At 41.8% G+C, this 13633-nt stretch carries 9 protein-coding genes; 3 read left to right on the forward strand and 6 right to left on the reverse strand.

All coding sequences use genetic code 11. The features are described 5' to 3' along the window. The first annotated feature begins 162 nt into the window (after positions 1 to 162). Positions 163 to 612 (forward strand): VOC family protein, encoded by a 450-nt coding sequence (locus tag B9T23_RS05465; protein ID WP_086193330.1) that lies wholly within the window; start codon positions 163 to 165, stop codon positions 610 to 612. A gap of 70 nt (positions 613 to 682) precedes the next feature. Here B9T23_RS05465 and B9T23_RS05470 read toward each other — a convergent pair whose 3' ends face one another. The 6 genes from B9T23_RS05470 to B9T23_RS05495 all read right to left on the reverse strand — a co-directional run bounded on the left by B9T23_RS05470 (position 683) and on the right by B9T23_RS05495 (position 11008). Then, positions 683 to 1174: a DUF934 domain-containing protein gene (locus tag B9T23_RS05470; protein ID WP_086193331.1), complete on the reverse strand. Its 492-nt coding sequence runs from the start codon at positions 1172 to 1174 to the stop codon at positions 683 to 685. Further along, a complete protein-coding gene (locus tag B9T23_RS05475) occupies positions 1167 to 2810 on the reverse strand; it encodes a nitrite/sulfite reductase (RefSeq protein ID WP_086193332.1) in 1644 nt (547 codons plus the stop codon). Before B9T23_RS05475 ends, B9T23_RS05470 begins: the two co-directional genes overlap by 8 nt. A gap of 331 nt (positions 2811 to 3141) precedes the next feature. Then, positions 3142 to 5538 (reverse strand): glucose/quinate/shikimate family membrane-bound PQQ-dependent dehydrogenase, encoded by a 2397-nt coding sequence (locus B9T23_RS05480; protein ID WP_086193333.1) that lies wholly within the window; start codon positions 5536 to 5538, stop codon positions 3142 to 3144. Positions 5539 to 5905: 367 nt separating this feature from the next. Beyond that, positions 5906 to 8314 carry a glucose/quinate/shikimate family membrane-bound PQQ-dependent dehydrogenase gene (locus B9T23_RS05485; protein WP_086193334.1) on the reverse strand — a complete coding sequence of 803 codons (2409 nt, stop codon included), beginning with the start codon at positions 8312 to 8314 and terminating at the stop codon, positions 5906 to 5908. 169 nt (positions 8315 to 8483) lie between these two features. Continuing rightward, positions 8484 to 9749, reverse strand: a complete 1266-nt coding sequence (locus B9T23_RS05490) for a carbohydrate porin (RefSeq protein ID WP_086193371.1) — start codon at positions 9747 to 9749, stop codon at positions 8484 to 8486. 140 nt (positions 9750 to 9889) lie between these two features. Then, positions 9890 to 11008, reverse strand: a complete 1119-nt coding sequence (locus tag B9T23_RS05495) for a CaiB/BaiF CoA transferase family protein (RefSeq protein WP_086193335.1) — start codon at positions 11006 to 11008, stop codon at positions 9890 to 9892. Positions 11009 to 11250: 242 nt separating this feature from the next. Here B9T23_RS05495 and B9T23_RS05500 point away from each other — a divergent pair, with 242 nt between their 5' ends. Then, on the forward strand, positions 11251 to 12261 hold the full coding sequence (locus tag B9T23_RS05500; protein ID WP_067723677.1) for an AraC family transcriptional regulator: 1011 nt from the start codon (positions 11251 to 11253) through the stop codon (positions 12259 to 12261). Between the two features lie 165 nt (positions 12262 to 12426). Further along, positions 12427 to 13632: an acetyl-CoA C-acetyltransferase gene (locus B9T23_RS05505; RefSeq protein ID WP_086193336.1), complete on the forward strand. Its 1206-nt coding sequence runs from the start codon at positions 12427 to 12429 to the stop codon at positions 13630 to 13632. The last annotated feature ends 1 nt before the right edge of the window (position 13633 follow it).

Genomic DNA, 13633 nt, shown 5'->3' on the forward strand with positions numbered 1-13633 from the left:
CAATCCTCCCCTCTTACGGAATTTTATTCCTCATCCTTTGAAAAAGGAGGGGCATTTTAAATCCCTCTTTTGAGGGCTTTTTTATGCTTACACTTTTTCATCTTTTATTATGTTCAACCCTGTTAAATTAGAACCATCAAAAAACAAAAAATAGGCTTTCCCATGCAACTCAATCATTACCTGAATTTCCAAGGTGAAACTGAAGCCGCATTTAATTTTTATAAATCTGTTTTTGGTGGCGAGTTTTCGAATCTGACCCGTTATGGTGAAATGCCGCCTGAAGAAGGTGTCACGCTATCTGAAGCAGATAAAAATCTTATTCTGCATGTTTCGCTACCGATCAATGAGTTTACAGAATTGATGGCATCCGATACCAATGATCAATTCTGTGCGCAAAACAATACTGTTTTCACCAAAGGTAATAATCACTATATTTCGATTAATCTGAATGCTGATGAGCAAGCTGAAGCAAAACGCTTGTTTGATGCTTTATCTGTTAATGGTCAAATTGAAATGCCCTTAGAAAAGACTTTCTGGGGTGCGCTGTATGGTGCTTTTACCGATCAGTTTGGAATTAAATGGATGGTGAACTGTCAACTAGAAGCAATGTGATATAAAATTTCCCTAAATACTACGCATAAAAAAGCCGGAATCAATCCGGCTTTTTTTACAGCAACTTAATTTAGATTAAGCCCCCTGTTTGATAATGTGCTTGTGCAACCGCAGTTGATGCCTGGTACGGATTTTTAAAATCATTTAAACCCGCAGCAGCTTCCTGAATATCTTTACCTTCTTTAATCACGAAAGTATCAAAGCCTGAACGTTTTAAATAGTTCAGAACATCTTTAAAGATATCGCCAGTCGCACGAAGTTCACCTTGGTAACCTTGACGGCGTAACAATGCTGCAAATGAATAGCCGCGGCCATCGTTAAAACCTGCAAATTCAATAAAGATTGCATCTAACTGATCTAGCGGGAATTCATTGACTTCAGGAGAAGCATCAACAGTAATGTATAAGGCTTTTTTGCCTGCTACATTTTCCAATTGATCAAGCTGCTCTACAGTCAGAACAACATCACCTTGCGGTAAAACACCATCTTCACCAATCAATTGATAAGTGTTGTCTGCAATTGTGCCATCTTTAGAGAGCACTTGTAGTGCGGTATTAAGCATATGCACGCTCCTTGAATGGTTGAATGCCAACACGACGGTAGGTTTCGATAAACTCTTCACCTTCAGTACGTAAATCAAGATAAGTATTCAAGATTTCTTCAATCACATCAGGTACACGGTCTGCTGCAAATGATGGTCCCAAGATGTCACCGATTGAAGCATCATGATCGGCATTACCACCTAAAGTAATTTGGTAGAATTCAGCGCCTTTTTTATCGACACCTAAAATACCAATGTTACCCACATGGTGATGACCGCAGGCATTCATACAACCTGAAATATTCAAGTCGATGTGACCTAAGTTATATACGGTATCTAGATCATCGAAACGACGTGAGATCGCTTCAGAAATCGGAATCGATTTTGCATTTGCTAGCGAGCAGAAGTCACCGCCCGGGCAGCAAATGATGTCTGTTAAGAAACCAATATGCGCACGTGCAAGGTTATTTTGCTCAAGAATTTGCCACAATTCGAACAGGTCTTTTTGCGGCACATCAACCAATGAAATATTTTGTTCGTGGGTAGTACGAAGTTCACCGAAAGTATATTTGTCTGCAAGATCTGCAATCAAATTCATTTCTTCAACGGTCATGTCACCTGGCGCAATACCGGCACGTTTAAGAGAAATCGTAACAATACGATAGCCTTTTACTTTATGTGCATTCGTGTTGATGTTGAACCATTGTTTGAATTTAGGATGTGCAGCGAACTGTTCAGCGAAGTCTTGATCTGCATAATCTTGATAATCAAATGGCGTAAATTCTTCATCCAGTTTTTTCAAGATTTCAGGCTGAATTTTCAAGGTCTGAATAGTATGGGCAAATTCGGCTTCAACTTTTTCAGCAAATACTGCAGGCGTTAGAGCTTTTACTAAAATTTTGATACGTGCTTTATATTTGTTGTCACGGCGACCGTGCAAGTTGTACACACGAAGGACTGCTTCAAGATAAGCAATTAAGTCTTCACGTGGCAAGAAGTCACGAATAAAGCTGCCAATCACTGGGGTACGACCGAGGCCACCACCGACTTTAATTTTATAGCCGGTCTCGCCTGCTTCATTTTTCACGATATACACACCGATATCATGGAATGAAACTGCAGCACGGTCTGTTTCAGCCAGTGCAGACACCGCAATTTTAAATTTACGCGGCAAGAAAGCAAATTCTGGGTGGAAGGTTGACCATTGACGAATCAATTCACAGGTCGGACGCGGGTCAGCAATTTCACCGGCAACCACACCTGCATACTGGTCAGTTGTGGTATTACGAATACAATTACCCGATGTTTGAATGGCATGCATTTGAACTGTTGCCAGCTCTGCCAACATATCAGGCACATTTTCTAGTGCAGGCCAGTTAAACTGAATGTTTTGACGTGTTGATACATGTGCATAACCACGGTCATATTCTTTAGCCAAATCCGAAATTTTACGAAGCTGGTTCGAGTTCATCAGACCATAAGGCACAGCAACACGTAACATTGGCGCATAGCGTTGCACGTATAAACCATTCTGGAGACGTAGCGGACGGTATTCATCTTCCGTCAATTTACCCGCTAAATAACGTTCCGTTTGGTCACGGAACTGTGCAACACGTTCATTGATCAGTTGCTGATCGAAATCAGTATATAAATACATGGCGTACAGCTAGTAGGTTCATTATAACGGCTGACAGCATAACGAGATTTAAACTATCAACAAAATGCGTTTTTTACATATTTAATAGCGGTTTTATTGATAAGCATGTCGGGATTTCACTGATCTAGCGCGATACAGCCGAATCATGCTGCTTTTAATCAGATTCGATGTTGTTTTCACTTGTTTATCATTATTTTTCATATAAAGCATTAATGTAAAAATCTAAGCGAGTAAACTTCTCTATTTTTATATTAAGAAAATGAAATTTTTAAAAATGTTTAAATTTACCCAATAAAAAAGCCCGACGAATCAGGCTTTTTTAAAGAATGGCTTATTTTTTATCGGGTAAAGCATAAGCCATGATGGAATCGCCCATTTTGGTACCAAATGAAGCATGACCACCAGCCATAATCACAACGTATTGTTTACCATTCGCTTCATAAGTCATTGGAGTTGCTTGGCCACCCGCAGGTAAACGACCTTTCCAAAGTTCATTACCATTCGTCACATTGATGGCACGGAGGTAATAATCATGTGTTGCTCCAATGAACATCACGTTACCCGCTGTAGAAATTGAACCACCAAGCATTGGCACACCCATTTTAAGTGGCGGCAATGGAATACTCGACATACTGTCACGGATGGTACCAATACGACGCTTCCACGCCACTTGATGGGTATTCAAATCTACACCAGCAACATAACCCCAAGCCGGTTGTTTACAAGGTAGGTCTAATGGTGAAAAGAATACACTGATTTCTACACCATAAGGAACGCCATACATGGGCTGTATACTAGCTTCTATCCCTGTGCCTTTAGCAATTTTTGGACGATTTGGATCTGTAGGAATAAGTTTAGTCACATATGGCAAACCAATCGGGTTCATCACTGCAATTTGACGGTCTGGGTTCACAGACATACCGCCCCATTCAAATACACCCAAGTTACCCGGGTAGACCACAGTCCCATTTTCAGAAGGTGGTGTATACATGCCATCGTAGTTCAATTTTTTGAAAGATACACGACACAACAACTGGTCAAACATAGTGACACCCCACATTTGTTTATCCGTCAACTTCTCTTTAGGCCCCATATTAAAATCAGAGAACGGTTGTGTAGGAGAATAACGTTCGCCTTTGGTTTGAGGACCATGTTTCACCGTTTGTGGAACCGCACGTTCTTCAATCGGAACGATTGGTTGACCATTACGACGGTCTAAAACAAAGATATTCCCTGTTTTGGTCAATACATAGATTGCAGGAACAATGTTGCCAGATTTGTCTTTAATGTCAGCTAAAGAAGGTTGTGATGGTACGTCCATATCCCATAAATCGTGATGGGTCGTTTGGAAGTCCCAAATTAACTTGCCTGTTGAAGCATTCAGCGCAAGCATTGCGTTTGCATAACGTTCATCTAACTCGGTACGGTGACCACCCCAGACATCCGGCGTACCGACACCCGTTGGAACGTAGACGATATCCAATTTAGCATCATAGGCCAATGGTGCCCATGCGTTTGGCGAATTTTGAACAAATTTTTGACCAGGTGCAGGAATTGCATTCGGATTTTCAGCACCCGTATCAAACACCCAAAGAAGTTCACCGGTATTGACATCATAACCACGGATCACACCCGATGGCTCCTCAGTAGAATAGTTATCATTCGTTGACCCCCCAATGATGATGGTAGTCCCTGTAACCACGGGTGGAGAAGTGGGGATATAACCGCCCGGATACGGGAATGGCATGTCTTTTTGCAGATCAACTTCGCCATTTTTACCAAAGTCGGTGCAAGGTTGACCATTGTCTGCATTGATTGCCACCAGACGACCATCACTGACAGGCAAGATCACTTTACGCGGGCAAAGCGCAGATGATGATTTTTTATTTTGCAGGCTTGCTTCGAAACCAACCGTGTTGTTGACATCATAGTAAGACACACCACGACAAGTTAAATGTTGATAAGTATTATCCGCTTTGAGTTTAGGATCAAAGCTCCATTTTTCTTTACCTGTGACTGGATCTAAAGCAACTAAACGTTGGTGCATGGTACAAAGATAAAGATTGTTACCCACTTTAATTGGAGTAACCTGATTGGTTGTTGCACCAGAATCATTTTCAGTTCTACTTTCGCCAGTATGATATTCCCAAGCGACTTGCAGATCTTTTACGTTTTGATCGTTAATTTGAGCCAATGGAGAATAACGCAAGCCAGACTGGGTACGACCATAAGCTGGCCAGTCACCATCTTCAACACCCAGAATAGGTTGCGATGTTGCAGGCTGTTTGGTGCTTAATTCACCATTAATTTCTTGAGGATCATTAAAGATAGAGTAGATCATTACTGCAATTGTGATTGCCAATGTTCCGGTCAGAGCAAGTTTTGCACCTTTTGTATTTTCGAATCCGCGAGTCACTGCAGGAATGAGTAAAAAAAGACCAAATATACCGAGAATATCTAATCTAGGCGCTAACGCGAAGAAGTCAGAGCCAACTTCCCAAAGTCCCCATACCACAGTACCCAATACAAGAGCTGCGTAAACAAGAAGTGCCGAACTTTTTAATTTTTGCAATAAAATTGCAGTAGCGATGAAAAATAAACCTGCGATGATGTAGTACCAAGACCCACCAAGCACTGCAAGATATATTCCACCAATCAGCAGCACTAAACCGAAAATGATGGCCACGATGACCAAAATCGTTTTTAGAACTGAACCTGAAGTAGCCATATTGCCCCCTATTTTTAAGATTCTTTTTTTTAAAAGCTCATACTTAAAGTTAAATATGAGCAATTTTTTGTAGTTTTTAGATGTTAAAGATCTGAGTTAAACCGACCTGCATAAAGAGACTTGTCCTCTAAGCACCTACTACAAAATTCGGATGTACTCTTAATAAATCAGCTGAATTCTATCGCAATAGCAGTACTATTGCCTTCAAGCAACAAAAAATTCTCATAGTTTTTTTGAATTTTTCTATTTAATTTACATCTAGTTATCTTTATAAGTATAGATTATCACAATACTATCTATTACAGCCCCAATTTTTTATATTGACATTAAAAAAGCCTGACGAATCAGGCTTTTTTAATTTTAATGATTATTTATTTTGATCAGGTAAAGCATACGCTACTAAATAGTCACCCATTTTAGTACCGAATGAACCATGACCACCGGCCATGATTACAACGTATTGTTTACCGTTGCTTTCATAAGTCATCGGAGTCGCCTGTCCACCTGCTGGTAAACGACCTTCCCACAACTGATCACCGTTACTCACATTGAAGGCACGGATATAATTATCCTGAGTACCCGCAACGAACATGACATTACCCGCTGTAGAAATTGAACCACCTAGACCAGGAACACCAATTTTAAGGGCTGGTAACTGGAACAGGTTTGGTAGGCTGTCACGGATTGTACCGATACGTTTTTTCCAAACCACGTCATGTGTATTGAGATCAACACCCGCTACAAAGCCCCAAGCGGGTTGTTTACAAGGTAAACCCAGTGGTGACAAGAACGCTTTAATCTCTACACCGTAAGGCACGCCGTACATAGGCTGAACACCAGCTTCCGTACCTGCACCTTTGGCAGTTTGTTTACGGTTTGGATCTGCAGGAATAAGTTTAGTCACAAATGGCAAACCAATTGGATTCATCACTGCAACTTGACGGTCTTGGTTGACAGACATACCGCCCCATTCAAACACACCCAAGTTACCTGGGAACACTAAAGTACCGTTTTCAGAAGGTGGTGTATAAATGCCATCATAGTTCAATGATTTGAAGTAAACACGACACATCAACTGGTCAAACATGGTTGCGCCCCACATTTGTTTGTCAGTTAATTTATCTTGTGGTGCAAGATCAAAATCAGAGAACGGTTGAGTGGGTGAATAACGTTCACCTTTGGTTTGTGGACCACGTTTCACCGTTTGTGGAACTGGTTTCTCAGTAATCGGAACGATTGCTTCACCTGTACGACGGTCTAAAACAAAGGCATTCCCTGTTTTAGTCAATACATAGATTGCAGGAACGATATTGCCAGATTTGTCTTTGATGTCAGCTAAAGAAGGTTGTGATGGTACGTCCATATCCCACAAATCGTGATGTGTGGTTTGGAAGTCCCAAACTAATTTACCTGTAGATGCATTCAGTGCAAGCATTGAGTTTGCATAACGCTCGGCAAGCTCAGTACGGTTCCCGCCCCAGATATCCGGAGTACCTACACCAGTTGGTACATATACGATGTCTAATTTTTCATCATAAGCCAATGGTGCCCAGGCATTTGGTGAGTTTTGAACATATTTTTGACCAGGAGCAGGTATTAGATTCGGATCTTCTGCGCCTGTATCAAATACCCAAAGCAGTTCACCGGTATTGACGTCATAACCACGGATCACACCAGAAGGTTCTTCAGTAGAATAGTTATCTGTGGTTGAACCACCAATGATGATAGTTGTTCCGGTAATCACGGGAGGTGAAGTTGGTACATAACCACCTGGATACGGGAATGGCATGTCTTTTTGAAGATCGACTTCACCATTGTTACCAAAGTCGGTACAACGCTGACCATTGTCTGCATTGATTGCAACAAGGCGACCATCATTCACAGGAAGAATGACTTTACGTGGACAAAGTGTCGACGTTGAACGTTTGCTTTCTAAACTTTTTGCGAATTGAACAGTGTTGTTCGCATCAAAATAAGAAACACCACGACAGGTTAAATGCTGGAAGGTGTTATCCGCTTTTAACTTCGGGTCGAAACTCCATTTTTCCTTACCTGTGGCAGGATCAAGTGCAATCAAACGTTGATGTGTCGTACACATAAACATGTTATTGCCAATTTTAATTGGAGTGACCTGATTGGTGGTTTCGCCCGAGTCATTCTCAGTTTTCATTTCGCCGGTACGGAAAGTCCAGGCAACTTGTAAATCTTTAACGTTGTCGCTGTTAATTTGATTTAACGGAGAATAACGCACACCCGCTTGAGTACGACCATAAGCAGGCCAATCTTCAGGAGCTACACCAGTAATGGCTTGCGCTTGTTTAGGCTGTACAGTTTTAATTTCACCATTAATTTCTTGTGGATCATTAAAAATTGAATAGATCATTACGACAATGGCAATGATCAAAGTGCCAGACAGTGCAATTTTACCTGTTTTAGCCTCGCTGATACCGCGAGAAACCGCAGGAATCAACAACCATAACCCAAGTAGACCCAAGATATCGAAACGTGGTGCAAGTGCCCAGAAGTCAGTACCTGCTTCCCAAAGGCCCCAAATGACCGTACCCAGCATTAATGCGGCATAGACCCAAAATGCTTTCGAATTCGATTTCTTAAGAAGAACCGCTGTTACCAATAATAATAAACCGGCAACGATGTAATAAATTGAACCGCCTAGCACCGCTAGCCAGATACCGCCTATCAACAGGATTAACGCAAATATCGCCAAAATAATGACGCTAAATGTACGCATTCCTGTTCCTGTAGATGGGTTACTCATATGAACCACCTTAATCTTTGATTTTTAGTATGGTTAATCAAAAAGATTCTTCATAACCCTTTTGATTAACCGTATGTGCATCAGTTGCAAAAACGAGTCTCTTTAAAAAAAATTAGAGGTAATCACAGTTGGTGATGACCTCTAATTTTTTTAAGACTCTATATGAACCTTAGAATGCAGTTTGGAACTTGATTCCGCCAACCCAAGCATTTTCGCCGTTCTTATACGCGCCTACATGACGAATATATTGAACGTTTGGACGGATCGTTAACCAGTTGGTTGCATGTAAACCGTAGTAAATTTCTGCATCAATTTCTTCACTGCGTTGATCATTCAGATCATCGTTCATGTTGATACGTGCAACACCGACTGCAATTTCATCTTTAGGACGTGAATCCATCGCGCCTTTATATACAAGACCGATGTTTTGCATATCGCTGACTGCATTTGTATCTGAATCATGAACAGTTAAGTTCACAAAACCAGTTAAGCCACGAGAAGCATCACCTTTATGTGCAGTCAGTTGTTGTTTCGCAACCACCCAACCACCTTGTTTATGTGAATTTTCTTGCGGATTGGTAATTTCTTTAGCATCAACAGTGCTGTAGTAATAACCGGCACGATATTCACCTGAAAGTTTTTGTTCACCCAGTTTCGGTGTCCAAACGACTTCTGCAGGAATAATTGCACCCTTAGAACCATCAGTGCTCAGGTTAAAGCCTTTACCACGTTCTAAATTCTCAGGGTTATATTCATATACACCGACTTGTGTATAAACTTCTGGAGTGACGTTATATTTCACACGTGCAGCCCATTGGCTTACAGGCCAGTTGTACCATTGATCACCGACCCAGTTACCCACTTGTGAACCACAAAGCGCCAGGTTTTGGAAATCACAGTCAAAGCTGTTGAAGTCTTCACCTTCACCGAAACGACCGACTTTAATATCTAATTTTTGCTCTAAGAATTTTTTCTTGATCCAAAAATCAGTTAAACGCCAAGTTTGACCACGGCCCCATACTTCTTGTGCAGAGCTTAAATGACCATTTGCCACACCCGTAGATTGACCATTTAAAGCATCAGAAGTGTTTGAAAGGTTACGACCGTTACGCTGAGTTACATTAATTTGGGCTTCAGTATCTTTCCAACCGGCAATCTTTTCTAAGTCTAAATGCGCACCAATTACAAACTGGTCTGCGTATTCAGTTCCGTGACTTGATGCACGTTTTGCATCGAGCAAAGTTGCCATTTCACCAGTATAACCAAAGCTGAAATCGTAACCTTGTTTTTGCAATGCAGTACGCTGACCCTCCCAGTCACCGAACATCCACGGGCTTTCCGCGTTAAATGCATCACTTGCATGTGCTGCAGAAACACTAGATAAGAAAGCAGTTAATGCAACCGAAACTGCCAGGGCTTTGGGAGAAAAGTGCATATAAGAAACCATGATAATATTTATATGTATTTTGTATATGTTACGCCTGTTTTTTGTGAAATTGGTCACTTTTTTCTTCACAATCTTTTATCCGGTTGATTAAATGTTTTTAACCGTTTGATAAAAAATAGAAAAATTCATCACCATTTCCCTTCCCCGAGTCGCTGTCCAGCGAAGTTATAGACATTTTTTGATCGGGAGAACTTAATTGGACAGCTTAACTGTTGCTCTGTCTGTTCTGAATTTGTATCCAAAGGGACCTCGACTGTCCATTGTCTTTGTTGGGCAAGTTCCGAATCAAGTGCCTCATCCAAATACAGTACAGGTTCAACGCAAACGTCTTGCGCTGCAAAAATTGCCTGCCACTCGACAAAAGCTTTGGATTTTATTTTGTCTTGAATGGCTTGCTTGACCAGTTGTCGATCTGACTCATCAAAAGAAGCGCCTTTTTCCAGCAGCACAGGAAGTTCCAAAATGGTGGCTAAACCAGACATAAATTGAGGTTCTAAACTCCCCACAGATAAGTAGCGGCCATCTTGGGTGAGGTAATAATCATAAAAAGTTCCGCCATTCAAATGCCCTTTTTCAGCATATTGTTTAGTTTTTCCTGCCAGTGATGCTGCTGCCGCCATATTATTTAAGGTCACCACACAATCGGTCATCGAAATATCAATATATTGCCCCTGTCCACTGCGTTGCCGTTCAATCACTGCAGATAGAATTCCAATCACTGCATGTAAAGAACCACCCGCAACATCTGCAATTTGAATACCCATCGGGGGTGGACCACTGTCTTGTCGACCGCTATGTCCTGCAATTCCAGAAAGTGCGAGATAATTGATGTCATGACCGGCTTTATCTTTATAAAGTCCGGTTTGCCCATAACCGGTAATGGAACAATAAATCAGTCGCGGATTAATTGCGGCAAGGCTTTGATAATCCAAGCCAAGCCGTTGCATTACTCCGGGTCTGAACTGCTCAATCACAATGTCAAATTCAGAAATTTTCTGTTTAATGGCAGCAATATTTTGAGGATCTTTTAAATCCAGCGCTATGGATTGTTTATTTCGATTCAAATAACTATGAGCAGTCGCTTGTCCATTGGCATAAGGTGGCAATAAACGGATTAAATCCGGACGTGTTGGCGATTCCACATGAATAACCTCTGCACCCAAGTCAGCTAAATATAATGTAGCGAATGGTCCCGGCAAAAGCGTAGAAAAATCGAGAATTTTTAATCCTTTTAAAGCAGCTTCCATGTTCTTTTTACTCTTTTATGTTGATTTTTTCCCCATATTAGAAATATAAATGCAACAAAACAATGTCATGTTCAGCCATTTACCTTGATCATTTCGGCAATTTAATATGTAGATAAGGTAAAATATATATTGTAAATTGCCAACCAAACATTTTTCAGTGTCATTTAGGTCAACTGCAAGTGAATATAAAATTAGGTCAACTACAAGTGAATATAAAAGATAAAGAAACTGATGACTTTAATATAAGTCGCGATACGATTAGTATCCACTTCGTGAATGCGGCTTTAACAGGCGTAAAACGTCTAGGTATGGACGTCGAAACTTTATTGTCACATGTAGGCATTGAACCCGACTTATTACGTCAACCTAAAGCACGTATTTCTCCTGAGCAATACACCCGATTTATTAAAATGTTATGGATGGTGACTCAAGACGAACATATGGGCTTTGATATACAGCCACGTCGCTTGGGCACTTTTGCCATTATGTGTCAGTTGATTATTCACGCGAAAACGCTAGGAGACGCTTTAGATCTTTCTGCACAATTCTATAAACTGTTTGGTGATGAATGGTCAGTGACTATAGAACGTGATAAACACGAAGCACGTCTGGTTCCTCATGTTCCCCAAAGCATGGATCCCGACCATTTCATTACCGAAAGTATGTTGATGATTTGGCACGGTTTAGCCTCTTGGCTAATTGAACGCCGTATTCCACTGGAACGTGTGCACTTCGGCTATCCACGCCCTGCTCATGCCGATGAATACGATGCCCTCTTCTTCGCACCGGTGATGCAGTTTGATGCAGCACGTACCGAAATTACGTTTGCAGCAGATTATCTGGATTTACCACTGCGTCAAACTGAAGAAAATCTGGAAGAATTCTTAAAAGCGGCACCTGCTCAATTACTGGTTAAATTCAAAAATACCAACTCTTTAACTTCACGTATTCGTGAAGTACTCAAAAGCCAAATTGGTGAAGAAATGCCAACCTTGAATGATGTGGCATCTATGCTGTACTTGTCGCCACAAACTTTACGTCGTCGTTTGGCTGCTGAAGGTAAAAGCTATCAAGGGGTTAAAGATGCATTACGTCGTGATGCGGCCATTCACCTTTTACTCAACCCGGGCTTAACCTTGGAAGATGTGGCACAACAAGTCGGTTTCAGTGAAACTAGTACCTTCCACCGTGCATTCAAGAAATGGACTGGAGTAACACCGGGATTGTATCGCCAATTGCATGGCTATCATTAATCTTTTAGATTCATTGCAGTTTCTCCGCCCAGACTAGTATGTCTGGGCTTTTTTTATTGGCAAAAAAAGTCATTTGATCTGATCCGTTCTCGTCATTGCACTTCACAAATTAATCATTACACTCAAAAAGTATAACAATTTAAAAATCATAACCAAGGAACAGCTATGAGCGAAGCCTACATCATTGATGCCATTCGCACACCACGCGGAAAAGGAAAAAAAGAGGGTTCACTGCATCAAGTGAAACCGATCACCCTACTCACCACCTTACTCAATGAACTGAAAGATCGTCACCAACTCGACACCTCTAAAGTCGATGATATTGTGCTGGGGTGTGTAACCCCGATTGGTGATCAAGGCGCTGACATTGCCAAAACGGCTGCCATTGCTGCAGGTTGGGACAATGATGTGGCAGGCGTACAGATTAACCGTTTCTGCGCATCCGGACTTGAAGCCGTGAATATGGCAGCCATGAAAGTCCGTTCCGGTTGGGAAGATATCGTGGTTGCCGGTGGTGTTGAATCCATGTCTCGCGTACCGATGGGTTCAGATGGCGGTCCGTGGGCACTTGATCCAGAAACCAACATGGCATGCAACTTTATCCCTCAAGGCATTGGTGCAGACCTGATTGCAACCATTGACGGTTATACGCGTTCAGATGTCGACACTTTTGCCGAAAACTCGCAAAAGAAAGCTGCCGCAGCGCAAGCCAAGGGTTATTTCAATAAATCGATTGTGCCTGTAAAAGACAAAGCTGGCGTGACGATTTTAGCTCAAGACGAATTTATTAAACCGACCACCACTGCGGAAGGTTTAGCCAAGCTCAATCCAAGTTTTGCCATGATGGGACAAATGGGCTTCGATGCGATTGCCCTGCAGAAATACCCAGAAGTCGGGCAAATCAATCATGTGCATCATGCTGGGAATTCATCGGGCATTGTCGATGGTGCAGCAGTTGTTTTAATTGCTTCAGAAAAAGCGGTCAAAGAACAAGGTTTAAAACCGCGTGCCAAAGTTTTAGCAACGTCATTGGTTGGCTCTGATCCAACCATCATGCTGACCGGCCCTGCGCCTGCAGCGCGTAAAGCCTTGGAAAAAGCCGGTCTAAGGATTGATGACATCGACCTGTTTGAAGTCAACGAAGCCTTTGCCGCAGTGGTGATGCGCTTTATTACCGAACTCAAGGTTGATCCTGCCAAAGTCAATGTCAATGGTGGTGCAATTGCCATGGGACATCCACTGGGTGCGACCGGTGCAATGATTCTGGGAACGCTACTTGATGAACTGGAACGTCAGGGCAAAAAACGTGGTTTGGCCACGTTATGTGTCGGTGGCGGTATGGGCATCGCAACCATTATTGAATTGGTATAAG

The sequence above is a fragment of the Acinetobacter terrae genome (assembly GCF_002135195.1).
In the GTDB taxonomy this organism is placed as follows: domain Bacteria; phylum Pseudomonadota; class Gammaproteobacteria; order Pseudomonadales; family Moraxellaceae; genus Acinetobacter; species Acinetobacter terrae.

What these genes read in the sequence shown, in the direction of transcription:
- B9T23_RS05465 (WP_086193330.1), top strand. Translation starts at nt 163, where the DNA reads ATGCAACTCAATCATTACCTGAATTTCCAAGGTGAAACTGAAGCCGCA.
- B9T23_RS05470 (WP_086193331.1), bottom strand. Translation starts at nt 1,174, where the DNA reads ATGCTTAATACCGCACTACAAGTGCTCTCTAAAGATGGCACAATTGCA.
- B9T23_RS05475 (WP_086193332.1), bottom strand. Translation starts at nt 2,810, where the DNA reads ATGTATTTATATACTGATTTCGATCAGCAACTGATCAATGAACGTGTT.
- B9T23_RS05480 (WP_086193333.1), bottom strand. Translation starts at nt 5,538, where the DNA reads ATGGCTACTTCAGGTTCAGTTCTAAAAACGATTTTGGTCATCGTGGCC.
- B9T23_RS05485 (WP_086193334.1), bottom strand. Translation starts at nt 8,314, where the DNA reads ATGAGTAACCCATCTACAGGAACAGGAATGCGTACATTTAGCGTCATT.
- B9T23_RS05490 (WP_086193371.1), bottom strand. Translation starts at nt 9,749, where the DNA reads ATGCACTTTTCTCCCAAAGCCCTGGCAGTTTCGGTTGCATTAACTGCT.
- B9T23_RS05495 (WP_086193335.1), bottom strand. Translation starts at nt 11,008, where the DNA reads ATGGAAGCTGCTTTAAAAGGATTAAAAATTCTCGATTTTTCTACGCTT.
- B9T23_RS05505 (WP_086193336.1), top strand. Translation starts at nt 12,427, where the DNA reads ATGAGCGAAGCCTACATCATTGATGCCATTCGCACACCACGCGGAAAA.